The organism is Pseudoalteromonas sp. J2K-J031, assembly GCF_058197095.2.
The window spans coordinates 2,569,652-2,595,175 of the sequence record NZ_CM200279.1 but is presented as its reverse complement, the minus strand read 5'-3'; the positions used below and the strand labels follow the sequence as shown (position 1 = coordinate 2,595,175).

Annotated in this window: 16 protein-coding genes; 2 read left to right on the top strand and 14 right to left on the bottom strand. The window is 39.5% G+C overall.

Features of this window, described 5'->3' with window-relative positions:
• Positions 1-259: 259 nt before the first annotated feature.
• Positions 260-3,037 (top strand): insulinase family protein, encoded by a 2,778-nt coding sequence (locus tag AC3KZC_RS11680; protein WP_490577945.1) that lies wholly within the window; start codon positions 260-262, stop codon positions 3,035-3,037.
• An 89-nt stretch (positions 3,038-3,126) separates the two neighbouring features.
• On the opposite strand, the gene AC3KZC_RS11675 is transcribed toward AC3KZC_RS11680, so the two are convergent.
• The 12 genes from AC3KZC_RS11675 to AC3KZC_RS11620 all read right to left on the bottom strand — a co-directional run bounded on the left by AC3KZC_RS11675 (position 3,127) and on the right by AC3KZC_RS11620 (position 18,600).
• Complete coding sequence (locus AC3KZC_RS11675; RefSeq protein WP_490577946.1) at positions 3,127-3,588, bottom strand: methylglyoxal synthase; 462 nt, start codon at positions 3,586-3,588, stop codon at positions 3,127-3,129.
• A 60-nt stretch (positions 3,589-3,648) separates the two neighbouring features.
• Positions 3,649-4,278, bottom strand: a complete 630-nt coding sequence (locus AC3KZC_RS11670; RefSeq protein WP_490577947.1) for a LysE family translocator — start codon at positions 4,276-4,278, stop codon at positions 3,649-3,651.
• A 125-nt stretch (positions 4,279-4,403) separates the two neighbouring features.
• The gene (locus AC3KZC_RS11665; protein WP_490577948.1) at positions 4,404-6,239 is read right to left on the bottom strand and encodes a S8 family serine peptidase; all 1,836 of its coding nucleotides are present in this window, start codon (positions 6,237-6,239) and stop codon (positions 4,404-4,406) included.
• Between the two features lie 331 nt (positions 6,240-6,570).
• Positions 6,571-7,755: a multidrug effflux MFS transporter gene (locus AC3KZC_RS11660; RefSeq protein WP_490577949.1), complete on the bottom strand. Its 1,185-nt coding sequence runs from the start codon at positions 7,753-7,755 to the stop codon at positions 6,571-6,573.
• Positions 7,756-7,900: 145 nt separating this feature from the next.
• A complete protein-coding gene (locus AC3KZC_RS11655) occupies positions 7,901-8,551 on the bottom strand; it encodes a peptidylprolyl isomerase (RefSeq protein WP_490577950.1) in 651 nt (216 codons plus the stop codon).
• An 83-nt stretch (positions 8,552-8,634) separates the two neighbouring features.
• Complete coding sequence (locus tag AC3KZC_RS11650) at positions 8,635-9,021, bottom strand: bactofilin family protein (RefSeq protein ID WP_490577951.1); 387 nt, start codon at positions 9,019-9,021, stop codon at positions 8,635-8,637.
• The gene (locus AC3KZC_RS11645) at positions 9,011-10,282 is read right to left on the bottom strand and encodes a peptidoglycan DD-metalloendopeptidase family protein (protein WP_490577952.1); all 1,272 of its coding nucleotides are present in this window, start codon (positions 10,280-10,282) and stop codon (positions 9,011-9,013) included. The genes AC3KZC_RS11650 and AC3KZC_RS11645 overlap by 11 nt, the downstream gene beginning before the upstream one ends.
• A 117-nt stretch (positions 10,283-10,399) precedes the next feature.
• Positions 10,400-11,710 (bottom strand): fumarylacetoacetase, encoded by a 1,311-nt coding sequence (gene fahA / locus AC3KZC_RS11640; RefSeq protein ID WP_490577953.1) that lies wholly within the window; start codon positions 11,708-11,710, stop codon positions 10,400-10,402.
• A 139-nt stretch (positions 11,711-11,849) separates the two neighbouring features.
• Positions 11,850-12,896 carry a 4-hydroxyphenylpyruvate dioxygenase gene (gene hppD, locus AC3KZC_RS11635; RefSeq protein WP_490577954.1) on the bottom strand — a complete coding sequence of 349 codons (1,047 nt, stop codon included), beginning with the start codon at positions 12,894-12,896 and terminating at the stop codon, positions 11,850-11,852.
• Between the two features lie 310 nt (positions 12,897-13,206).
• Positions 13,207-15,966 (bottom strand): metallophosphoesterase, encoded by a 2,760-nt coding sequence (locus AC3KZC_RS11630; RefSeq protein WP_490577955.1) that lies wholly within the window; start codon positions 15,964-15,966, stop codon positions 13,207-13,209.
• A gap of 150 nt (positions 15,967-16,116) precedes the next feature.
• A complete protein-coding gene (locus AC3KZC_RS11625; RefSeq protein ID WP_490577956.1) occupies positions 16,117-17,544 on the bottom strand; it encodes a peptide MFS transporter in 1,428 nt (475 codons plus the stop codon).
• Positions 17,545-17,811: 267 nt separating this feature from the next.
• Positions 17,812-18,600, bottom strand: a complete 789-nt coding sequence (locus AC3KZC_RS11620) for a DUF4922 domain-containing protein (RefSeq protein WP_490577957.1) — start codon at positions 18,598-18,600, stop codon at positions 17,812-17,814.
• Between the two features lie 205 nt (positions 18,601-18,805).
• Between AC3KZC_RS11620 and AC3KZC_RS11615 the strand changes: the two genes are divergently transcribed.
• Positions 18,806-20,599: an ABCB family ABC transporter ATP-binding protein/permease gene (locus AC3KZC_RS11615; RefSeq protein WP_490577958.1), complete on the top strand. Its 1,794-nt coding sequence runs from the start codon at positions 18,806-18,808 to the stop codon at positions 20,597-20,599.
• On the opposite strand, the gene AC3KZC_RS11610 is transcribed toward AC3KZC_RS11615, so the two are convergent.
• Positions 20,584-24,399: a cellulose synthase subunit BcsC-related outer membrane protein gene (locus tag AC3KZC_RS11610; RefSeq protein ID WP_490577959.1), complete on the bottom strand. Its 3,816-nt coding sequence runs from the start codon at positions 24,397-24,399 to the stop codon at positions 20,584-20,586. The genes AC3KZC_RS11615 and AC3KZC_RS11610 overlap by 16 nt on opposite strands.
• Positions 24,390-25,523, bottom strand: coding sequence for a cellulose synthase complex periplasmic endoglucanase BcsZ (gene bcsZ / locus AC3KZC_RS11605; RefSeq protein WP_490577960.1), 1,134 nt, complete (start codon positions 25,521-25,523; stop codon positions 24,390-24,392). Before bcsZ ends, AC3KZC_RS11610 begins: the two co-directional genes overlap by 10 nt.
• Between the last annotated feature and the right edge of the window lies 1 nt (position 25,524).

Sequence of the window (25,524 nt, the reverse complement as noted above, 5' to 3'; positions counted from 1 at the left end):
CAAGTTGAGATTTAAAATTGCGAATATTTTTATCTCGCCAGAATTGAATCAATAAGTTAAGAATAACAGCGCACGTTTGCCCATTAAATTCCAAGTCACAGGTCAGCAGTCATAAATTGAAAATACGAAGGGCCAAGCCTTGGTGTTTGCTTTGTTATTATGGTTGTGATTAAGGGTAAAATGCACACTACTTGAAGACGAAAAGTGAGCTAAAAAACGTTTAGAACACACTTCGTTGTCTGAAAATTAAGGGAAATAAATGAAAAAGAACATGCTAAGCGCCTTAGCGATAGCGGTATCAATCGCTTTAACTGGGTGTAATACCACTGCTGGCACAAGTGCAGCAAAAACCAATGTTGCAGCTGTGGCAATCCCAAGTGTCGATATTCCATATGAGACATTTACATTGGATAATGGCTTGACGGTTGTGGTTCATACGGATAAAAAAGCACCAATTGTTGCCGTTAATATTTGGTACAAAGTTGGCTCTAAGCATGAGAAGCTAGGTAAAACGGGCTTCGCGCATTTATTTGAACACTTAATGTTTAATGGAAGTGAAAATTATAACGATGAGTATTTTGGTCCGTTCGAACGTGCTGGCGCAACGGAGCAAAACGGTACAACCAATAGTGACCGTACCAACTACTTCCAAAATGTGCCAACCTCTGCGGTTGATATGGCACTTTGGATGGAATCGGATCGCATGGGCCATTTATTGGGAGCGATTACGCAAGAGAAATTGGATGAGCAACGTGGCGTTGTGCAAAATGAAAAGCGCCAAGGTGAAAGTCAGCCATATGGCAGAATGTGGACTGCTATTTCTGAAAATACGTTCCCTCAAGGTCATCCCTATTCTTGGTCTGTCATTGGATCAATGGAAGACTTAAATGCCGCTTCTTTAGACGATGTTCACCAATGGTTTAAAGATTATTATGGCCCGAACAATGCTGTTTTAGTTTTGGCGGGTGATATTGATTTAGCAACAGCAAAGCAAAAAGCGCAGCAATATTTTGGTGATATAAAACCAGGTAAACCAGTTGATCAAATCGATGCATGGGTTGCTAAACGTTCGGGTACAAAACGTATGTCGATGCAAGATCGCGTGCCAAATCCTCGTTTAGTAAAAGTGTGGAATACGGCAGAGCTTGGCACTAAAGATGGTGAGTATTTATCATTATTAGCGGATGTATTAGCCGGTGGAAAAAATTCACGTTTATATCAACGTCTAGTGTATCAAGAACAAAAAGCATCAAGCGTGTTTGCATTTAACTATTCTCGTGTGATGGCGGGGCAAATTTTGATTGGCGCAGATGCGTTTAAGGATGCTGATTTAGGTGAAATTGAAGCCATCATTAATGAAGAACTTGCACGTTTAATTAAAGAAGGCCCAACGGTTGCAGAGCTTAATCGTATTAAGTTTTCAAATGCTGCTAGCTGGGTTAAAAGTGTTGAAGGGGTAGGTGGTTTTGGTGGTAAATCAGATGTGCTTGCTTCTGGCGCTGTGTATCACAACGATCCGGTATTTTATAAAAAGCAACAAGCCATTCAAAATGCAGCCACAGTTGAAGATGTGAAAGCCGCAGGTCAGCGCTGGTTAACTGATGGTGATTTCGTTTTAACAATTGAGCCTTTTGCTCAATTAACAAATCAAGATGTGGGCGCAGATCGCTCAAAAGTACCAGCCGTTGAGTCATTGCCTAAATTGGTTTTACCAACAGTTGAAAAAGCAACATTAACGAATGGCCTTGAAGTCGTACTTGCACGTCGTACCGATACACCTACGGTTAATTTACAGCTTAGTTTTGATGCTGGTTTTGCATCAACTGTAGGCGCAAAAGCCGGTTTATCTAATTTTGCAATGAGTATGTTAAAAGAAGGCACTACGTCGCTTTCAAGTCTTGAGCTTGCTGCAGAGCTTGAAAATTTAGGGGCTGGCATTTATTCAGGTTCAGACCTTGATGGTTCAAGCCTGAGTTTGTCAGCAATGAAAGTGAACTGGCAACGCAGCGCGCAGCTGTTTGCAGATGTATTAATAAACCCAGCGTTTAATGAAACCGAGATGGAACGTTTACGTACATTAACGCTTGATGGCATCAATAAAGAAAAAGCGCGTCCAATGACGAACGCACTTCGTATATTGCCACCTTTGTTGTACGGTGATAATCATGCTTATGCGCAGCCTTTAACTGGCTCAGGTTCAGAAGAAACCGTTAAAAACTTTAGCCGTGATGATTTAATCCAATACACTCGTACTTGGTTACGTCCTGATAATGCACGTTTAGTGGTGGTAGGTGATATCACTATGGCTGAACTAACAGCCACGTTGAATAAAGAACTTGCGACTTGGCAAGCTCCAAATACAGCCAAACCACAAAAACAATTAAGTGACGTTGCCCTTGCAACAAAACCACGAGTCTTTGTGATTGATAAACCAGAATCACCTCAGTCATTAATTATTGCCGGTTTGTTAGGCCCAGCACGTAAAGATTTAGCGCAAGGCCAAGATATTAAGCTTGATTTAATGAACACTATTATTGGTGGTAGCTTTACTTCGCGTATTAATATGAATTTACGTGAAGATAAAGGCTGGTCTTATGGCGCGCGTTCATCAATGAGTGACGCACAAGGTCAGGCACCATTTTTTGTTTATGCACCTGTTCAAACAGACAAAACAAAAGAGTCGATTGCTGAAATTGTTCGAGAACTTAAAGATTATACTGGTGCTAATCCAGCCAATTCACAAGAGCTTGAAAAAGTTGTAAGTAATAAAGTGGCTAAAATTCCAGGTAGTTATGAGAAAAAATGGGCTTTACTAAGCGCGCTGGCCAATGCTTATGAAAAAGGCCGTGATGAAAAGTATCTTGAACAATATTCAACGAAAGTACAGCAAGTCAGTTTGGCGCAAGTACAACAACAAGCGAAAGAGTTGATTAAAGAAGAGCAACTAACGTGGGTTATTGTTGGTGATGTGGCAAAAATTAAAGCTGAAATTGAATCGCTCAATTTAGGTGAAATCACTTATTTACCTGCTAATTAAGCACTTTGGTTTATAAAAACGATAAAGCCTACATTTATGTAGGCTTTTTTTGTTTTTAAAATTAACCTCGGTTCTAGGTTTTTTTAGTATTAAAGGGCAAGGCGAGAGGCTAAATAGCCCTCATAATCGGGCATTTCTCTTGGCATTGGCGTATTCATCAAAGGCGACGACAGCAGCATGTCGGCACTTGATTCATTACACGCGACCGGAATATTCCATACAGCAGCTAATCGTAATAACGCTTTTACATCAGGATCATGGGGTTGCGAGGCGAGCGGATCCCAAAAAAAGATTAATAAATGGATCTCATGCTCAGCAATTAAGGCACCGAGTTGTTGATCGCCACCTAATGGACCACTTAGCAGTTTATGGACGGGCAGCCCCGTACTTTTTTCAATTAAATGCCCTGTAGTGCCGGTGCCATAGAGTGTATGTTGGCTAAGGACGTTTAAGTGCTTGGTACACCATAATTCGAGCGCATGTTTTTTGCCATCGTGGGCAACCAATGCAATGGTTTTTTTTGCCGGTAAAGCGTGTTGTATTGTCTTCATTTTTACTCCTCATTCCAACATCCGTAATATGAGGAAATAACACCAGTCTGTAAACAGATTTTATAGAATAAGATTGATTGCTAAGGTAATAAACACTAGGCCTGTGATCCTATCTAACCACTGTTGCGCGCTGGGGTGATGGCGGAAATAACCTGCGATTTTATCGCCAAAATGGACATAAAGCGTGTCAATCGGGAAAGCAAAAAGAGGATAAAGCAAACCAAAAATAGCCAGCTGCCAAGTGGGTGACAGGCTTAAACTGGTATCTACAAACTGCGGTAAAAAAGCAATAAAAAAGAGTGCGACTTTGGGGTTTAATACTTCAGTCATCATGGCTTGAAACATCACGTTTTTTTCTTTTTTTGTTGAAACGTGCGGTTTATCGCTGCATTGAGCTGGTTTAAAACTATCACGCAGTGAGTTGATGCCTAAATAAATCAGATACGCAGCACCACACCATTGTACCGCTTGGTAAGCTATTGGTGATGTTTTTAAAATGGCTGATAATCCAAGCACTGCAAAAATGGTATGGATCACCCCTGCAATAGCAAAACCAAAGGCTGTTTGCATGCCGGCTGTTTTACCTTTGGTAAAAGTTTGCGCCATTAAAAACGCATTTGATGGCCCCGGTGATATTGCCAGTAAAAAGCTAATACTTAAAAAGGAAATAAGGGATTCAATGCTGATCATGGATATTTTATACGTTGTTTTAAAAGCGTAAGCTTATCAGGTTGTTTTCCTCCTTAGAAGGTCCAATCTAAAAACAAAAAAAGCGGCTTAACAATATAAGCCGCTTTGGGAATGAGTTATTGGATTTAGAATGTGACTGTGGCATTTACCGAGCAAGAGGTGGTGCTACCTAAGTCACATACTTGGTAAGTATATGAGCCGCCGCCTTTTACATTAATGCTATCGGTGTAGTTACCCGAGTTAGCAACTGTATTGACTTTTTTTCCGTCGCGGTAGATGTCAACAGTCGAGGTGTTAGCGCCATTCCAGCTTAAATTAGCGTAGCTTACTCCTTTTGATTTATAACCGTTTACGGATAACTCAAACCCGCTTGGCGTACCACCGCCGTTGCCGCCACCGTTATCACCAGCGCAGCCGTTTTGAGTTAGGTAATCTGAAGCCGCTTTAGCTTTTACAATACCATAGCCAAATTTATCATCTTTACCTACAGCACCTGCATCTTGTGCTGTCGCTTTGAGTGCGTCACGTATTTCAGTGCCGGTACAGCTAGGATGATTTGACCAGACCAATGCCGCAATACCTGACACAGCAGGCGTTGCCATTGAAGTACCGCTCATGAAGCCATAATTGCTGGTGCCGATATTAATGGTAATACTTGTGCCTGCTTTAATCGCTGCACTATCTTCAAACGCAGCACCGACTGCTGGAATTGTTGTTGCATTTGTATCACCCAAAGTACCGTAAAGCATACCCGGCTCATTGTTGATAAGAACCGCGCCAATACCGCCAGAGTTTTCGCAGTTCAGTACTTTGTCATGAAATGAAATTACGCCACGGTCAATCACACAGACTTTTCCAGCTGCGGCTGAATTGATGCTTTCAGCTGTACCCATGTTAAAAGTACTTGCGGTTACTGTGCCTGAGTTTTCCATTGCCGAAGATGCAAAAGGTGTATTATTGACAGACATTGACGCGCTGGTGGCCATGCCTGCTGGATAGGTAGAAAGCGTATCGACACCGCCTGCGGTTACTTCAACACAGATTGTTTCGTCAGTCGTTACGCGACGTCCTTTACCTGAGGAACAACTTGGGTACTGGGAGAAATCAGCAATGTTATTATCAGCATCATTAGCACCAATCATCATTACAGAAGGGTAACCAGCAGGATAAGAGCGTACGTTATTACCATCATTACCTGCAGCCGCTACAACTAAACCACCTGCAGCAGTAAAGTTTGCAAATGCATTTGATTCCGTTGAATTTGAACCACCGCCACCTAAACTCATGCTAATAATATTTGCACCAGCTTGGCCGCATAAGTTAGCTGCGTGGGCTAAATCAGAAGAATACCCCCAGCCTTCAGCGTTAAATACTTTGATAATGTGCATATCAACACCCGGTGCCATACCAACTACACCAATGTTGTTATCCGCAGCGCCAATAGTACCAGCTACATGGGTACCGTGTGGGCCGCCGTTCTCATACCAGTTACCCGTGCCTGAATCGTTATCACCCGTAATATTACCCCAAACAAAATCAGGGTTTGATTGATCTAAGCCAGAATCGATAACGCAAACTTTCATGCCAGCATTAGCATCAAAGGTGACTTGATCAGCTTGTGATTGATAGACCGCATAGGGTGTAAGTTGCTGCTGCATTGCATCACCCATGTCATCGCTATAAACAGCGAGTGGGGTGCGCTTGTAATCTTCTTCAATGAGTGTGATGTGTGGGTTGTTTAACAATCCTTTGATACTATTTAAATCGTGTCCTGTAAATTGCGCGGCAATAAATCCTTCAGAATCAACCTTGATCTCCCCGCCAAGTTTTTTTGTCAGCGCTTTAACAATGCCTTTTTTACTGTTATCGACTTGAATAATAAAGCGCCCTTCATCTGCAAAAGCTGAGTTTGATGCACCTAATGCAATGATCATTGCAGTGGTAATTGAAGTTAACTTCATTTTTTGACCCTACCTATTATTGTTATTTCATTTACAGACATTTACTTTTGTAAATATGTTGTAAATAAAATATCAATCTAAGATGTAATTGCAAGCTTATATGCTGATTTTAGTCCCTTTTAGTTAGTACAAATTAATTTATCTATGGAACAAATCGTTATTATTAGAAGGCTAGAGATACATAAGGCTTGCGACAGATACACTTTGATTGTTGTGTATTATGCAATTTTAGTCTGAAAGTTATTTTTTGCGACAAAAGGATCATAAACTTTGTTGCATTATAAGTAGTGCGTAGTTTTTATGTGAATGATCCAATAAAACGCTTTTATGCCTAAAGCGGGTGCAGTGTGGCGTGTTTATCTTTGTGAAGTAACAACAACATTGGCAGGATAAGACAAATATGTAATAGCACTAATTGTGGCGCGGTTAAGCCAAGTTGCAATGTTAGTGTCACTAATAATCCAGCGCCACTCATTTGCATCACGCCAATTAACGCAGAAGCGGTGCCTGCTTGTTTTGAAAAGGGTTCTAATGCTTTACCAACAGCCGAACCCAATGTTAACGAAAAACCAATCGACGCTACAAAAATAGGCAGCATAAACGCCCATGGGGTTGTAAAACCAAGCATAGCGGCCATCATCACGCCACTAAAAACAAGCACACAAAGCCCTTGATAAAGTGCTTTTTTGGTTGAACGTTTGATGAAATACGGTGCTGTAAAACTGGCAATAATTGATAACACAGCATTAATGGTAAACCAAATAGTAAATTCTTGGCTGCTTAAGCCTAACTGAGTCATCAACCAACCTGGAGCAGAGCTCACAAATGCGATAATAATCGCCATGGCTAATAAACAGATCACAGCATGATACGCAAAAACGCGGTGGCGAATAATCGGTGCGAAGCGCTTAAAGTTGAGCAGTTTACCTTGATAAAGAGTGTCAGTCGGTCTGGTTTCTTTGGCAAAAAATATCATCAGGGTTAATGAAACTAGTGCAAAAACACTTAAAACTGCAAAGTTAGCCCGCCAACCAAACTCAAGTGTTAACCAAGCGCCTAAAATTGGCGCTAGGGCAGGAATAAAACAAATGACACCATTGAGATATGACATCACTTGCGCGCCAACATTAGCATTAAAACTGTCTCTAACCATCGCAAAAGCGCAAACAAACGTAGCACAAGCGCCAAATCCTTGTATTACTCGAGCCATTAAAAGCTGCTCGTAACTTTGTGCAAAAGTAGCACTAAGGGCGCTTATGCCGTAAATGACCATGCCGCTAATCGCTAAGGGTTTACGGCCATACTTATCGGCTAGCGGTCCTGCAATTAGTTGACCAAGGCCTACGGTCATTAGAAATAGGCTAATAGTTTGTTGAATGTGCTGCTCTGGTACGTTTAATTGCTCTGCCATGATCGGAAATGCAGGTAGATAAATATCAATGGCAAGAGGGCAAAATACAACCAGTAAAATTAAGATTAAAATAGTCGATGTAGGTACGGTACTGGTTTTAAACATGGTGCTTCTTGTAAGTAAGTAAGGAAGGAAGGCATGGCGCACTTAATAACATAATGCGCAGCTCATCGTTAAGTGAGCTGCGCATTGTATGAGGTCTTATATACAATTGAAACCGTTAAACGTCTCCAAACGTATGCAACGTAGATTATTCTATGCGGATGGTTGCCTTGTTAATCACTACCTCGGTCGAGGTTTTACCAGATTGGCTACCTAAGGTTTCAAGTGTGGTTAACGTGTCATCAAGGCCTTTCACAACTTGACCAAAAATAGTATGGCGACCATCTAAAAACGGGGTTGGCCCAAAGGTAATAAAAAATTGGCTGCCATCGGTATTAGGGCCAGCATTGGCCATACTTAAGATCCCAGGTTTGTCATGCGATAATGTGCCATCAAATTCACCCGCATATTTGTATCCTGGATTGCCGCGCCCAGAACCTAAAGGATCCCCCCCTTGTGCTATAAACTCAGGGATAATGCGGTGAAAAATCAACCCATCATAAAAACCAAGCTCAGTTAGATAAATAGTGCTACTAACATGCATTGGAGCATTAAGGTGAAATAGCTCAATGCTAAGCTCGCCGTGATTGGTTGATAAATCCCAATAGTATTTTTTACCTTCTGTAAAGGTAAGTAGTGGGGGTTGTTTCAGGCTTGTTTTCCAATCTTTACTTTCTTTATCGACCTGTTCGCTACTAATAAATTGTTTTGTTTCTTTAATTGCTTGGTCAGGGCCAAAGCAGCCAGTCAAAGAAAGGGTCAGAGTTAAGGGTAAAAAAACTTTTAACAGCGTTTTCATGCAAAGTAGGCCTTAAAATAAGCGTTATTTGTAACACACCTCCTTACTGGCGGTGCGTCATTAATAGTAAAGCGTGGTTGATATTAAGATGCAGTTTTAGCGGTTTTTGGGTGTTTGGATGCTGCAATATCGGTCACATTTTCAGCTTCGCTGAGTTGCTTGATAGTGCCTGCAACCGAAGCTCCTGTTGCAATGCTAATTGTTTGATGAAAAATATCACCTTCAACTTTGGCCGTTTTTTCTAAGACCACTTTATTGGCATGTACGGAGCCGGTTACTTTTCCTTTAATAATGACTTCATCGGCTTTAATGCTGCCATTGATAGTGCCGCATTCACCAATGGTTAAATGAGTAACAGAAATTTGACCAATAATGGTGCCATCAAATTGGATCATTCCAGTGCTTTTGATTTCACCTTCAATCGTGACATCTGCTGAAATCAATGAAGGGGTTTGTTTTTTAGAGAACATGGGCAAATGCCTTGGCTAATTTTAGTGGATTGATATGTTTATTATTATGGAGCACTTCGTAGTGTAAATGGGTGCTGGTACTGCGACCTGTGCTTCCCATTAATCCGATCAGCTCATTTTTATTTATCTTTTGTCCGGTTTTAACCTTTATTTTGGCTAAATGGCCAAAACGTGTCACAAATCCATTTTCATGCTCAATTTCAATAAAGCGACCATAACCACCGTAATTGCCAGCTCTTTTAACGATACCGCTAGCAGGGCTAAATATTTTGGTATTTTGCCAACCGGCCATATCAATACCTTTATGCATAGCCGCCTTACCTGTGATTGGATCTTTCCTTATTCCATAAGAGCTTGATATGTAGTAGTTTTTTGCTGGTAATTGATTTGGTAATAAGCTGATTTTTTCCTCAAGCTCTTTTAGTTGAATTAAATTTTCAATTAAAAGAGCTTGAATATCAGACAGTGGCATCAGCGAAACATGATCTAATGGACCACCTTTTGCTTGACTGTTTTGTGTAGATGTTAAGGCTATTTTAACACCTGATTTATCGATAGCGGCTTGCAAGGTGCTTTTGCGTTGTAATACTTTGTTTAAGATAGTCACAAAGTTGCTTTCTAAGTGCTGGTCAACCAAAGCGAGTTGATTTTGTTGCTCATCCATCAACTGAAGCAGATACGATGATTGAGTCAGTGACGCGTTTGTATTTTCTTGTTCTGACTCTACTTTTGTAGCAGGAGTCTGTTCGGGTAGTGCTGTGTGTTCAAGGTCTTGTGATACTTCGGGTACAAACTCTGAGTCGTCTTCAGGTAAGTGCTCGGTAAAGGCGGTTTCTGTCGGGTTTTCTGGGGGAGTACCGCGTTGATCGAGTTCGCTATTGAGTATCTGCTTTAAGGTTGTATCAGGCTCGATTGTACCTGGCATCGATTCAATTAAATCATGAACTAGGGTTTGCTGTTGATTTAGTTTTTCTAATTTAGTTTGTAAATTAGCTTGTTTATCAGCGTAGGCTTCATTAAGTGCAGCAAGCTCAGCTTTAACTTGGGCAATTGTTCTGTCTTTTTCAGCAACGGTTTGATGCAAAGTAAGGAATTGACTGCTGGTAAATGCTGTCCATGCAATGGCACCACCAAGCATTAAAAACAATAAAAATTGTAAAAAGCTTGAAAAAGTAACAAATTTAACCGCCCCATTTTGGCGGATAAAAAGTTGTTTCTCTTGAAATAACCATAAAAAACAGTTTGTTATTATTTTTATCATGGAAGCCGAGTATTATTTTTTCTTCAAAGATACCAAGATTTATTAAAAAATCTAGCTTTTGTTATTTTGTATCACAGCGGAAACAGCTAGAGCCACACTGACTCTAGCTATCGATTATTACTTTGCTGGCAAAATAGTGCCTTCGACAGAGCCAAAACCAATACGTTTAAAGCCGTCTTTTTCACACCAACCACGCATAATAACTTTGTCGCCATCGTTTAAAAATGTACGTGTTTCGCCATTGTTAAGAGTAATAGACTCTTTACCACCACGAGACAGTTCAAGCATTGAACCTGCTTCCTCATGCTCTGGGCCTGATTGTGTACCCGATCCAAGCATATCACCCGGTAAAAAGTTACAACCATTCACGGTATGGTGAGTCACCATTTGTGCCACAGTCCAGTAAGAATGTTTAAAGCTCGATTGTGAAAGTTTGCTCGGCGCTGTTTTTTCAGCACGCATTTTTTCAGATTCAAGTAATACGTCCATTTGGATATCAAACGCACCCGCTTCACGGTTCGCTGTTGAATCTAAATAAGACAATGGCTGAGGATCGTTTTCATCACGATGCCAATTGGTTTTAAATGGTGCAAGTGCTTCAGTCGTCACAATCCAAGGTGAAACAGTTGAAGCAAAGTTTTTGGCTAAAAATGGACCAAGTGGTTGGTATTCCCAAGCTTGTAAGTCACGGGCCGACCAATCATTAAATACACACAAACCAAAGACATGGCTTTCTGCATCTTCAATCGCAATTGCATCACCTAATTTGTTTCCTTTACCTAAATAAATACCCAGTTCAAGTTCGTAATCGAGGCGTTTACATGGGCCAAATGATGGCACTTCAGCATCAGGTGCTTTTGTTTGACCATTTGGGCGATGGAATGTTTGACCAGAAACATCAATCGATGATGAGCGACCGTGGTAACCAATCGGCACCCATTTGTAGTTGGGCAATAATGGGTTATCTGGGCGAAATAAACGACCAACCGCTGTGGCATGATAAATTGACGTATAAAAGTCGGTGTAATCACCAATACGACATGGCAGGCTAAATTCAATCTCTGCTTGAGCAACTAAGGCACCCTCAAGGGCTGCTTGGTGTGCAGAACCCGTGCGTAATGCTTGTGATAACGCTAAACGAAGTGCCGACCAATGAGCTTGACCCATGCCCATAAATTCATTAAGGCTAGGTGCATTGGCTGCATGCACAGCTTCTTGTGCCAAACCAGTAAAAATGTGTGCTGCATCGACAGCGGCTAAATCAACAACGTGATCACCAATTGCGACACCGCCACGAAATGCTTCGTTGCTGCCTTTGCGGCGAAAAACGGCAAAAGGTAAATTTTGAATTGGAAAGTCAGTTGTCGAGTTGGCTGATTCTACCCAGCTGGTTAGATTAATGTCGTGTGTTTCATTGATTAAATTCATGTTATTTCCTTGGGTGCGATGCACAATCGGCCAGTATTGTAGTACAAATGGTGGCGATTAAAATTTTTTAAAGTCCAATACAGAAAAAGCAGGGCGTTTATGCCACTGCTTATTTTGAATTAATTAACTGGGTCGTTAATTAAAGTACGCCACGGCGTTCTTGATCACGTTCAATTGATTCAAACAGTGCTTGGAAGTTACCTTCACCAAAACCACCATCATCAACACGTTGGATCATCTCAATAAAGATTGGACCAAATAAGTTTTTAGAGAAAATTTGAAGTAGATAACAATCTTCACTTTGGCTATCAACTAAGATTTGGTGTTGCTTAATTTTCTCTTTATCTTCTTTAACCCAAGGTACACGGTCAAAAATTGTATCGTAGTACTCAGGAATAATATCAAGTGTGGCAATCGTTGATTTATCAAGTTTGTCTAATGAGCTTACTAAGTCATTAGTTAAAAATGCTAAATGTTGAACGCCTGGGCCATTGTATTCGTTTAAGTATTCATCAATTTGGTTATTGTTGTTGTCTTTACCTTCATTGATCGGAATCGAGAACGTGCCACATGGTGATTTAAGTGCATAAGAAAGAAGCGCTGTTTTAGCTCCTTTGATATCGAAGTAACGCACTTCTGTAAAACCAAACACGTTTTTGTAGAAGTTAGCCCATGTTTCCATAGTGCCTTTATAAACGTTGTTTGTTAAATGGTCGATACGAATAAAGCCTTTATCAGCAACAATGTTTTGCTCGCTTAAATCTTCAAAATCGTTTTCGAAAATTGACCCTTTATCACCAAATACATCAATGAAGTAAATAAGGCTATCGCCAATGCCGTAAATTGCCGGGTAAGGTAAATCTTTGTTGGCAGAATCGGTGGCAGGTTTTGCACCACGCTCGACAGCGACATCAAATGCTTTTTGTGCATTTTCTACACGCCACCCCATAGAGCAAATTGCAGGACCGTGGCTTTTTGCAAACTCAGCCGAAAAACCACCGCGCTCATTATTGAGTAAAAAGTGAATGTCGTTCTGATTGAAATAAACGATGTCTTTACCTTTAAATGTTTTTAATTTTGAAAAGCCAAAATCGGTAAAAACTTTTTCCATATAATCTGCATCTGGAGTGGCATACTCTGTAAATTCGATACCCACTAACCCTAAAGGATTTAATACTTCACTCATGTTCAAGACTCCGAATACTGGGCCGATTAAGCCGTTGCTGTTACTTGCTGTTGTGCTGATGATTCCTGATTCTATGCATAAGTGGAAGAGGGCAGCTTCATTTAGTAAAAGGAGGTTTTGTAAATTTAATGAGACATGAGTTAAAAAAATTGAATGGCTAAATAATTTAGCAGATTAAAGGCTCAGACTTTTACGCAGCGGGATATGTTAATGGCTAAATTAACAAAACTGTTTTTTCATAAGCTTTTGAATAAAATGAGTATTATAAAGGTATCAGAGGCGCTTAATATTTAAAAAAAAACAGTTTAAATTAATTTATTGGATCTTCATCTGTATCATTATCTGTACGTTTGCTTCTTTTTGAGTTGAAAAATTTGTTTCTTTGTTCCATCCATTCATTTTTTTTGATGAAAGGCACCGTTTGATAGTGTCTTTCTACTTTACTATTTAGTTGTTGGATAGACGGATTAAATATTAAGTTGGAACTTGGGCCACCGATAGACTTAATTTCTTTACTGGTCATTGCTCGGCCTGCATACAAAAGTGAGTTGAGATAACCTGATTTTGTTTCATAGTCGTTATCGGTTAGGAGTAAAAAGTAGCTATCTAATGCCCAACGTTGATCAATCTCGCCTTCATCTTTGACGCCGACGAGCTCACCATCGATATAGACTTTTAACACACCGCCTTTAGGTGCTGAATAAAACACAAAGGCTATTCTGTACCAAGTATCTTGTTTTAATTCACCAAAAAATCCACTGTCACGCGTAGCAATACCAATGCCTCCCTTTTTATCGACATACAGTTCAGCGTCATCAATATTGTTAGGATCAGTTTGAAGGAGTGCCCGCCAGCTTGATTGACTTTCACTAGGCCATAAAATGTCCATCACCAAAGTGTAATCAGATACACGAGATTGATTGATAAAGTCTCCATTTGGAGGGCTATTATGCTTTACTTTTAAACCTTCTTGCGGGTTATGTCGGGTAAATGCCATCACACCTGATGGTCCATCAGGAAGAGCTGGGAGCGATAATTCATCGGTTTTTGCAAAAATAGTATCTCTAAAGCCCCATTGTCTATTTTGAGGGTCATAAAAGCTTAATACCGCTGAGCCCATATCAGGCGTAAACGGATTAGTAGAGTCATTAAAATTCCAAATAGTGACGGAAGTCTCTGGTAAGCAAGAATTTAAGGTTTTAAATGTATCGATATGCAAGCATTGACTCGTTCTATAACGGGCATACTGATCAAGTGCCCACCACGACTCTGATAATGCACTGACCTCTAAGAAATTCACATTATTAAAAAATAATTCAGGATTTAAAGCTGGCCCTTTTTGTAGCGCAACACGGTATATTTTGGTGTTATCGATAAGTGTAGGGGCAAAGAAAAACCAATCAGGTTGGCTATTTGCCATTATTTTTAAATTTTCGCCCGTAACAGTCACTTGATAAATTGAATTAAATCCTGGCGTATTTGAAGGTTGTCTTTCTACATAAAACGTGGCGTGAAAATCTTCTTGGGAAACACCTCCTGGAGTCCAAATGTCTTGTACTTGAAAAGGGTCAAGTAGTGCCGCATTGGTATTAAATAAATACGCAGAGGCGTGAGAGGTTATTTCTAATACTTGTTGTTTTGTTGGGTAGTTTTCAGATACACCGATTTCGGTTAGTGCATCAGGAGCATATTTTCCCATGATAAAATCAATTTTGTTTTTGGTCTCTGGATCAACATTTTCGATCTGTTCTGTTAATACCGTTTGATATTGGTAATCAATTAATTTTTTGGATTGTGTATCAAAGTTAAGGGTTAGATCTGTTAAACCTTGAGCAAAAAAGTTAGGTTGGATTAATATCGCGCCGTTAGTAAGTTGCTCTATACTTTCGCCACCGTGGGTATGGCCTCCAAGGACTAAATCTACTCCTGGCACACGCGAAGCAATGCGATTATCACCACCGGCACCAAGGTGGCTCACCATAACCATAAAGTCGACATCTTGGCGATGATCATCGATGATGCTTTGGGCAACTTGTTGCCATTCCCAATTCATTTTAAAGTTGCTAATAAAATCAGGAATCGGATCTGATTGAACAGGCTCATCTAGCTCATTCCAAGGCACAGAGGTCATTCCAAAGAAGCCAACTTTAATGCATCCTATTTGGATAGTTGAAAATTTAGCTGCTTTAAAATCTTCGGGAGCACCGCCTGTGTACTGAGTATTACTTGCTAAGACGATTGCTTTTTCATCATTGGCATAGTCTATAACTTGCTCAGGCCCCCAAGCGTAGTCATGATTACCAATTACCCTGACATCAAATTCCATCGCCTTGATTGCATCAACGGTAGCTTGGCCTTGAGATATTTGCTCTGCAACGGTGCCTTTTTCATAATCGTCACCACCATTTGTAAATACAGTGAAAGGAAACTTTTTAAGGGATTCTTTATGGTAGTGTTTTATTTTGCTGAATAAATGTTGGTTGTAACCAAAACGAGAGTGTAAATCAGCGACATGAACAAACTTAATGCTTTGTTGGGCATTTGATGAAACACAGGCTGGCCCTATATTTTTTGTTATTTCGGTACTCGTCACTTCACGAATTGCATAGGTGCCTAATTGATTTATTTTTGCCGAAATATACCCTTCATCTTTTACAGAACTTAAGTTGTCGTACCAAATATTATTTTCGAGGCGTGAAATAGAGAGTTTGGTGTCTTTTGTGTAATCAGTGGGAATTTTAATTTTTATATCGGCGTATTTTATTAAAGCGGTTGATGGGGGAGATAAGGTATGTAAATCGGTAATTATTCCTTGCGAAATAAGTTCAGAATTAACCGATGCTTTTGAATAATATAATGTCGTGTCAACATCAATAGCTTGTGTTGGGATATCAAGAATTAAATTACTATTATCGAGCGTGGCATTCAAACCATCTTGTACGGTGATTTTTAGACCGTCTGTAACAGGGTCAGGGGCGACAACTTTTTCTGATGAACCACCCCCACACGCTACCAAAAAAATACATAAAGTCAGAGTGATACAAGCTTTAATGCGAAATAAATCAATCATTTAAAGTTTACGTTCTTTTGGGTTTTGATAGAAAGATGTTAGCAATATTCGTTAATATTATAAATAAAAATCTGTTTTAAATTAAAAATCAAGAGATGAGCTATACCCCAATACTTTTATTGTAAGGGGGTATAGCTTATAGAAGTGTTTTTATCTTGAAGCAGTTACTTTTAATTCTTCATTAAGTATTTGCTCTTCAGTTTTAATTGGTGCTTGGCCTTCTGCGCCATGCATCCATATAACTAAGCGATCGCTCAATAAGTACATTGCTACCGCAGAGATGAGGGCTGTTGCACCTAAACCAATGAAAATACCCATTGCATTACCAAGGGCTTCTTCACCTTCTCCTAAGTAAGAACCTACAAAACCTGCGATTTTATTGGCAATCGCGGTACATAGGAACCAGATCCCCATTAATAGTGATGCTAAGCGCAGTGGAGCAAGTTTACTTACCATTGATAAACCGATAGGTGATAAACAAAGTTCACCTAAAGTATGGAATAAGTAGAAAAGCACTAACCACATCATACTAATTTGTAAGTGTTCGCCTTGGCCTTGAGTCGCCAGTGCAAGCACCATAGTTAAAAAACCAAGTGCTAAGAATACAAGTGCTATAGCGAATTTAACCGGTGAGTTTGGCTCGCGCTTATCTAGTTTTAACCAAACAATCGCTACCATAGGCGCAAAAATAATGATGAATAATGAATTTAGTGACTGGAACCACGACGCTGGAATTTCAAAACCCATTAACATACGATTTGTATAATCGTTAGCAAACAAGTTCATTAAACCGCCAGCTTGTTCAAAGCCCATCCAGAAGATGATACTAAAGACGCTCATAGTAAAGATAACTTTGATGCGATCCATCTCAACTTTTGTAAGTGGCTCTTTAGTGCCTGTAGTTGATTGTTGTTGAGCTAATTTTGCCGCAGGAACAATACCGATATCACCTAAGTATTTATTGCTAAGGGCAAGTTGAAGTAATACTGAAAGTACCATACCAACACCGGCTGCAACAAAACCATATTGCCATCCAAATGAAGCTGCTACAGCACCCGCAACAAGTGGGCCTAATGCACCACCAAGGTTAATACCCATATAAAAAATGGTAAATGCGCCATCACGACGTTGATCACCTTCTTGATATAAGTCGCCAACCATGGTGGAGATGTTTGGTTTAAATAAGCCATTACCCAAACATAGTAGTGCTAAACCAAGATAAAAAACGTTCTCTTCTTGTCCTGCAAGTACACTATGTGGAATACCCATAGTAAAATGACCAGCGGCCATTAATAAACCACCGATAATGATGGCTTTACGTTGGCCTAAAATGTTGTCAGCTAACCAGCCACCAAATAATGGTGTGATATACACTGCCATAGTGAAGGTACCGTATAAACTTAAAGCATCGGCATTGCTCCAACCAAATCCACCATCTTGTACCATAGCTACAAGATACAAAACTAAGATTGCACGCATACCGTAGTAACCAAAACGCTCCCACATTTCGGTACCGAATAACAGGAATAAACCCTTAGGGTGACCTAAAAAGTCGCCTGTCTTTGGAATTGAACTCATTGTTAACTTCCTAATAAAAACTATTGTTGCGGCCTTATTAATATTTTATGTGTTTCTGCGCAGTCAGGGTTGATGCTCAGTGAACGGGTGGCCAGTATTATGCAATCTGCTATCAATGCATTTTTTATACATATATTATTCGATAAATATGCATAAAAAGTGGATTGGTTGGACAAAATGCATCGAGCCAGTATACATAGACCACCTACAGAGGAAAAGCTTTAGATAATGAAAAACCATAAAATCTAAGTGGTCAGACGATTGGCATTAAACGGTACCGACTAACTTCTTTAATAGATTAAAGGGGTTGTGCTGAAGTAGCCAGTTGAGCTGTTGTTGATCTTTGAGAAGAAAATGCCCTGTAAAATTTAATCCATTGGCGTATATACCATCGATTTGAGGTTGGCTTCGAGGGAGTAGCCAAAGTGACGTTGGTGTAATTAAAAGGTTGTAAGGATGTGTCAATCGATCCTCTTTTAGTAGTTCAAGCGTTACTAGGCCCTTCAAATAAAGTTGGTAGGCTGTGTTTGAATCGCTATTGTGATGCGCCCAAAAATCAGACCCTTTTAATGCAGTATGTAAAAATGGTTGTCCATCTTGCAAAGGGAGTGCTAACTGCACCACTTGCATGTGCCTATGTGGTTGGCTTGCACCTGCTGTTGGCTCTGAATTATAAAATCCGAGTGGGGAATGTGCTGCACTTTTATCGTTGATCACGGACAACCAAGCGTTAAAGTCATCAAGGGTTAACGCTGTATTTTGCGGCACAAACTGATTGGTGCAAATCAATAAGTGTGGTTGGATAATCGGATATTTATTCAAAAGCACTTTATGTTGCAATCCACAGTGTGCAACGAACATTTCCTGTTCATGAGGTAAAAAAGGATTGTTTAATTGAGTCGTTTGGTGCGGTTTTGTGTGTGCTAACTCATTTCTCAAATGGTAAGTAAACTCTACACCTTCAAAATGATGCGTCACTTGATGCGAGGTGATAGGGTGTAGTGCACCATTTTTTAAAGCGTTATTTTTGATCTTGTCTGCTATGTGCCAAATCATAATGATTTCACTTTCTTAATATTATTATTTACTTAGGTATATACTTACAATCAATTACTCAATCGTTCGATGAGATATAAGGCTAAAAGCCTGCGGCTGTTTTAAATAGTCACGATAGACAACTTTATTTAATTGTATCGTATCAGCATCTGACATTGGTTCTCATCAACATTACGTTATCACTTTACTATGAATAGGGTATTTAATGCGTCACGGTTTTAGCACTCCCAATGAAAAAGATAGCTTTAATCTAGCTGTATTTAAAAAAGTATGGCCGTATTTGCTGGAGTTTAAGCATCGAATTTTGTTTGCCTTTTTATGTTTGGTTTTTGCTAAGTTGGCCAGTGTCGCGTTACCTTTTATTTTAAAATACGCGGTTGATACCTTAAATGGTCAATCTCATAGTCAATGGGCGTTACTTGCCGCTCCTTTGGGTTTAGTTGCAGCGTATGGCTTAGTGCGATTTGCAAATGTGATCTTTGGTGAGCTGCGCGATATGCTATTTGGTCGGGTCACTGAGCGGGCGATGCGTCGTATTGGTTTACAGGTGTTTTCTCATTTACATCAATTAGACTTAGATTTTCACCTTTCTCGCAAAACAGGCGGGCTTGCGCGTGATATTGAGCGTGGTGTGTCGGGGATCAGCTTTGTGATGCGATTTTTTGTTTTTAATATTGGCCCTACAATTCTTGAGTTGGCATTTGTGATTGGTATTTTATCTGTCAATTATGGGCTTAAATACGCCGTGGTGATCGCCTTTGCGGTTGTGGCTTATGTAATGTTTACCATCAAGGTAACCAATTGGCGTTTAAAGTATATTCGTGAGGCAAACCTTGCTGATAACCAGTCAAACTCACGAGCGCTTGATAGTTTACTTAACTTTGAAACCGTTAAATATTTTAATAACGAACCTCATGAAGAACGCAGCTACGATAAAGCCTTAGCCGACTGGGAAACTGCTCGTCGTAGTAATCGTTTATCGTTATTTAACTTAAATGCAGGGCAAGCGTTGATTATTGCCCTTGCGATGACCGCTATGTTAGTTCTTGCAGCCCTCGATGTTGAGCAAGGCAACATGACCATAGGAGATTTTGTCTTAGTCAATGCCTTTATGATGCAAATATTTATGCCGTTAAACTTTTTAGGATTTGTTTATCGAGAGATCAAAGGTTCACTCACCAATATTGAAAATATGTTTAATTTACTTGCTCAGCCAACGGTAATTAAAGAGCAAGCAAACTCCCAAGCCCTCGTATTAAGCAAAGGTGCAGTGCGCTTTGATAATGTTTGTTTTTCTTACGGTAAAGGGCGAGACATTCTTAAAAATCTTAGTTTTACGATTGAAGGTGGAAAAAAAGTAGCCATTGTCGGACCAAGTGGTGCCGGAAAATCGACGTTAACGAAATTACTCTATCGTTTTTATGACTTAAGCAGTGGCAGTATTCAAATTGATGGGCAAGATATCGCGACGCTCACTATTGATTCTTTAAGGCAACAGGTAGGGGTCGTTCCGCAAGATACCGTATTGTTTAATAATAGTATTTTAGAAAACGTACGCTATGGTGATTTGACGGCAAGTGATGAGCAGGTGATGCAAGCAATTAATGATGCACAACTTGGCGACTTTATTGCCACCTTGCCAGAAGGTGTTCAAACTGAAGTGGGCGAACGAGGGCTTAAGTTATCAGGTGGTGAAAAACAACGGGTTGCAATTGCACGTACCTTGTTAAAAAACAGCGCTATTTTTATTTTTGATGAGGCCACATCTTCATTAGATAGCCACAATGAAGCACAAATCATGAATACCCTTAAAACGGTATCGAAAGGGCATACAACATTAGTCATAGCCCATCGTTTATCAACCGTTGTTGATGCCGATAAAATTATTTATATCAAAGACGGTGAGGTTGTTGAAGTGGGAACTCATACCGAATTACTCTTAAAAAATGAGTACTACTATTCACTTTGGAATTCACAATCAAATCAGAATGAAGCATAAGGAATAATATTATCTGGCGGGAAAGGTAATGGGCCATAAATAGAGTTGAAAACATATTTAACATAAATTTGACCAAAATTAGGCTCATAAAAATCGGCTCTATCAATATTAAAACTACCACCAAGCAACCAATGTGGGGTCAATTTGTATTCTAAGCTCCCAGAGAAGTTATATGAAACTCCATTGGTTTTACTTCCTAAAAAGTATGGAGAAACGCCATTTTCAGTGCTCATCTCTATCGCTTTTTGCTGAAGTAGAGGATCATTAGGATAATAAGCAATGGTCTCTGTTTCAGTTGAGGAATAGCCAACACCTGCTTTGATGCGGTAAACAAAATCTTCATAGCGACCATCTAAAGTAAGTGGAATAGACGCCCCTAAGTAATTTTGCGGGCTGTAATAGCCACCATGACCGAAAGTTTGCTCTATCAAATTATGTTTATAAGACCAATGCATCAAGTTGATGCCAACAGAAAACTCAAGATCTGTTTTTTGAATAATCCTGTTATAAGCACCAGACATCAAGCGATAGCGATTGTTATTTAAAACATTCACCCCTTTATATTGCTGGTAATCTGCAGTCGCCCAAAATCCCCAATCTAAACCCAGATCATGATATAAGCCCACTGTTACGCCTGTGCTTCTTACACCTCCCCAAATTTTGCCATTGTTGACATCTTCAAGTCCGCTGTAAGAGAGCACTGTACTTGTAATTGGCCGTTTCTCTATCTCGATATCCCAACCAAAATTACTAAAAGAATCTTGATAATAAACACCCCAAACGGTGTCTTCAATTAAAAATCCAAGCGGGGTTGTTCCTATATCAAAGCGCCAATTTTCATTTTGCCATCCTAAGCCGACACCTAAGGCACGATCTTGAGGTTTAATACTAATTAATGAACACGTTGGGTAACATAATAAACCGGTACCATAAATACTGGCATTGTACTGCGATGTAAAATCAGTGATGGGAGCAGATATTTGTAAAGGGTCAAGTTTTACAAATCCTTTGCCGTTAAACAAAGGAAAATAAGCTTCAGTTAATACAGTGCCTAAACCAATGGTTGATTCAGTTTGAGTGCTTGTTTGACCACTAAAATCGAGCGCTACCGCGACATGGCCATTGAACTTCTCTTTTAAATTTTTTAAATTTGAGCGTGCTGAGTTTACATACCAAGGTTCATTGTTATTTGTGTTGTTGGTACTGGCGATATTTTGCACTTGGCTTTGAACTGACACTGGCGTGTTGTTTTTAGATTTTAAAATCGCTTGTTGAAAATAATTTATCGCAAGGGTTGGGCGATTATGACTTTGAGCGACTCTACCAGCAACATTGAGGAGCTCAGAATTTGAAGGGTCAATGGAAGTAATCCTTGCTACCTGCTGCATTGCCAAATTACGATCTTCAAAATCGACTAAACTTTCCATTAACTGGATCAGTTGATAGCCATCATCTACTTTAGCTTCATTAATTAGGCTATTAATGAGTTGCTCTCCATCAGTGTGATAATTATTTAACAATAATTGGTTAGCGAGTTTTATTTTCACTGAAAAGCTCAAATCATCAGAAGATTGCATATATTGGCGAGCAACTTGTAAGTTACCAGTCTCTAAAGATTTTTCAATGATGGCAGCAATCAAGGATTTATTAGATGGTTCAAGACTGAGTGAATCTAATAGTTTTTCCATTTGTTTGTCGTTTGGAGTAGTCGCTAAAAGATACCTTGTTTTTAACTCTTGAAATTTTAATTGGTCATCCGTCGTGGTTAAATTTATATTTTTTAATTTGTTAACTAACACGGTCGCGGAATCTAATTGGTTATCGTTCAGCAACCATTCTAGTTTTAGTAAATTCCAATAGGGGGCGACGTCTGGAGCTTGCTCAATCGCCAAAGATAATTGAGAAAGGGCGTCGTTTCTTTGGTTATTTTTATAGTAAATGACCGCGATATCTGAGCGCATTCCTGGTGTGATATTTGGTTGCTTAGTCAGTGCATATAGTTCATCGGCTATAAGCTCAAATGAGTTCGATTCTGCAAGCTGATTGATCTGGTTTCTGAAGATTAATTCTTTTTTTAACTCAGTGATTTTTTCGGTGATTTGATTTCTTGGAATATGATTTAAAGTATCAACCGCTTCTTTATAGTCGCCAAGAGAATTTAAAAATATCGCATGAGCATAACGAACGTCGCCACTCATAGGAAAACGCCATAACGCTTTTTTAAATATTGTTTTGGCTTGTGGGGTATTTCCCATTTTTAGGTATATTTTTGCTAAGTCGTAATGTAACCAAGGTTCATCTGGGCTGAGTAAAATTGCCTTTTCAAGCGTATCAATCGCCTCTGCTAGCTCGCCCCTGTAGCTTAAGTCATCCGCTTTACTTCTAAGTAAAGTACTTGTTTCATCGATAACTCTTTGTTCTATTAGCTGGTACTGACTTTTTGACAGGCTACGTGTAAATGACGTTAAGCTATCTAAACTCTGATTTAGCACAATGATGTCGAGTAAGCCATTCAAGGCCTCAGAGTTTAGTTCATCTTCTGAAATTATCTTTTGATATATCTTTTGAGCATCATTGACTGAACCTTTGGCAAAATGCAATTGAGCCGTATAAATAAGTACCGTTACTTTGCTTTCATTGAGTTTATCGGCAAGTTCTAATTGTTTTTGTGCAGATGAAAAGTCTTTTTCTGCAATCGCTAATTTAACGCGCGCGATGTATTGCCAAAACTGACTGGTGTTCGCTAATTGTTGCCATACCAGCTGATCTTCAGGAGCTAAAGCGTTTATTTCAGCTTTTTTAAAATACTCGATAGCCGTGTCATGCTGACCCATTTTTAAATGCAACAATCCAAATGAACCTAATACTTCGGCATCTTTAGGGCGGCCACTTAGCGCTTTAAGAAATAGGTTTTTTGCTAAGGTGTATTTCTCTTGAGCCATGTACTCTTTGCCTGATATCCAAGCGCGGTAATAGGGATCTCTTTGAAGTTTTTGTAATTGCCTTAGTTTTATTAGAAACGATTCTCTTTGCGATTTTCCAATTTCGTTAGCTGGAAATCTGAAAACAAAATCATCGTATTTCTCAAGCGTTTTACTATTTAGTTCCATCGCATCTAATGCGTTTAGCCATGACCGTTCAACTTCGCGCTCAACAGATGGATAATTTGAGAATTTTTTAAGTATTGCCAAAGCATTTTTATCATTCGGCTGTTTATCAAGAATATGACTTGCGTACGCGACCTCAAATTCTGGAGTGTTTGGGTATTCTTTTTTTAATTTTTCTAGTGCTTTTAAGGTTTTTAACCAGTTTTTATCGTCTTGGCTTAAGACTTTTACATATTCGAACTTTAATTGTGGGGTGGGTAAGCCATGCGGAAATAATGAATCATATACTTTAAGGGATTCAGTATATTGACCTGCTCTTGCAAGTAATCTGGCTTGTTGCAAATCAGATTTTCCTGTGCCGGTAACTAACTTTAAACTTTCGAGTAATTGCAAACTAGGGTGATTTGGGTACTCAGTTGAAAGTTTAAAGATGGTTGATAACGCATCGGCTCTTAGGTTTTTCTCAAATTGAAACCGAGCCAAAGCAGCTAAACCATCAGGATTATTTGGTTGTACTTGCTTTAGCCTTTCGAGTGAATCAATAATTAATTGATCTTTTAATTGTGCTTCACCAATGCGGATCTGTTCAAGTAACCAAGAAACAGGCTCACTGTCTAAACTTTGCTCTGAGTTGGCAAAACTAAATTGTGAGCTTAAAACAAATGAAGCTAAAATTAAGGGTCTTATAGACATTTATTCGTCCACTTTGTATAAAGCATCCCCTCTGGATCAAACATGTAGCGGCCTTCTAGTGCTCCAGTGCCAAATAAAGAAAGGACACTATCATAATAACGCTTACTGTGCTTTTGCCCCATATTTAGTAGCATTAACTGACTTTGTATACCTATATTCACATTTTGATAACTTTCTTTGAGCAGCGGGAGTAGGGCTGCACTAAATCCGGCAGGCCCTTTGCCAGATGATTTACCGCTTAAAGCATAAGTATTTTCAGGAGGGTAACCATTTTGACTAAACTTTTCTGTGATTGGCGCATAGCGTCTTACTAAGACCTCTTTATATTCTGACTTTTCGTTCATAAGTCCAATCCATAAATAAGTTCTAATAGCATTATAACTGCCTAAATCAGTGGTTTCTTTATCGAAATGAAAACCTTTGTTGGGATTATAAAGAACCCAATCTGGAGAAAAGCCTTTTTGAGAGCTTTCCAATAAAATACGATAAGACGAATTATATAAATCCTGCCAAGGAGAGTTCGGATAAACAGACACAAAACGTTTAAATATTTGCAGAGGAAGGTAACTTGGATTTAATTTCCAGGTTTGGTTTGCTAACTCAAATCCATAAGGGCCGGGTAAAAGGGTTAAACCTAAATTTGGAATATCGACAGTTTCTTCACGAATGATTCTTAAATTCATAACGCTAGCAAGTACAGCATAGCGTCTGTCATCCCATAAGCGACTGGCTTCGGTTAATGCATAGGCTATCCATAAGTCTGAATCAGACGCTGGGTTTGAATCTAAAATGCCATAAGTACCATCACTTTTTTTCCCCCAAAGCCATGCGGGTAATCGAGCGCTTAAGTCACCCTCAGAAAGATACCTTTCAGTCCAATCTAGCATTTTGTCAAAAGCTTGCTTGTCGTTGGCAACAAGGGCAAAAAACAAGCCATAAGATTGCCCCTCAGACGTGGTGATGTTTTCTTTAGAACCAAGATCGATGACTCGTCCATCTTTATTGACGAATGTTTTCTTAAAATCTTCCCATTGAGGCCAATAGCCACATTGTTCATTTTCGAAAGCGTGCGATGAAACTGAAACACCTAATAAAAATAATATAGTTAACAAGTACTTCTGCATT

Excerpts from the sequence above, each read along its gene's own strand:
- AC3KZC_RS11680 (WP_490577945.1), top strand. The coding sequence starts at position 260 with ATGAAAAAGAACATGCTAAGCGCCTTAGCGATAGCGGTATCAATCGCT.
- AC3KZC_RS11675 (WP_490577946.1), bottom strand. The coding sequence starts at position 3,588 with ATGAAGACAATACAACACGCTTTACCGGCAAAAAAAACCATTGCATTG.
- AC3KZC_RS11670 (WP_490577947.1), bottom strand. The coding sequence starts at position 4,278 with ATGATCAGCATTGAATCCCTTATTTCCTTTTTAAGTATTAGCTTTTTA.
- AC3KZC_RS11665 (WP_490577948.1), bottom strand. The coding sequence starts at position 6,239 with ATGAAGTTAACTTCAATTACCACTGCAATGATCATTGCATTAGGTGCA.
- AC3KZC_RS11660 (WP_490577949.1), bottom strand. The coding sequence starts at position 7,755 with ATGTTTAAAACCAGTACCGTACCTACATCGACTATTTTAATCTTAATT.
- AC3KZC_RS11655 (WP_490577950.1), bottom strand. The coding sequence starts at position 8,551 with ATGAAAACGCTGTTAAAAGTTTTTTTACCCTTAACTCTGACCCTTTCT.
- AC3KZC_RS11650 (WP_490577951.1), bottom strand. The coding sequence starts at position 9,021 with ATGTTCTCTAAAAAACAAACCCCTTCATTGATTTCAGCAGATGTCACG.
- AC3KZC_RS11645 (WP_490577952.1), bottom strand. The coding sequence starts at position 10,282 with ATGATAAAAATAATAACAAACTGTTTTTTATGGTTATTTCAAGAGAAA.
- fahA (WP_490577953.1), bottom strand. The coding sequence starts at position 11,710 with ATGAATTTAATCAATGAAACACACGACATTAATCTAACCAGCTGGGTA.
- hppD (WP_490577954.1), bottom strand. The coding sequence starts at position 12,896 with ATGAGTGAAGTATTAAATCCTTTAGGGTTAGTGGGTATCGAATTTACA.
- AC3KZC_RS11630 (WP_490577955.1), bottom strand. The coding sequence starts at position 15,966 with ATGATTGATTTATTTCGCATTAAAGCTTGTATCACTCTGACTTTATGT.
- AC3KZC_RS11625 (WP_490577956.1), bottom strand. The coding sequence starts at position 17,544 with ATGAGTTCAATTCCAAAGACAGGCGACTTTTTAGGTCACCCTAAGGGT.
- AC3KZC_RS11620 (WP_490577957.1), bottom strand. The coding sequence starts at position 18,600 with ATGATTTGGCACATAGCAGACAAGATCAAAAATAACGCTTTAAAAAAT.
- AC3KZC_RS11615 (WP_490577958.1), top strand. The coding sequence starts at position 18,806 with ATGCGTCACGGTTTTAGCACTCCCAATGAAAAAGATAGCTTTAATCTA.
- AC3KZC_RS11610 (WP_490577959.1), bottom strand. The coding sequence starts at position 24,399 with ATGTCTATAAGACCCTTAATTTTAGCTTCATTTGTTTTAAGCTCACAA.
- bcsZ (WP_490577960.1), bottom strand. The coding sequence starts at position 25,523 with ATGCAGAAGTACTTGTTAACTATATTATTTTTATTAGGTGTTTCAGTT.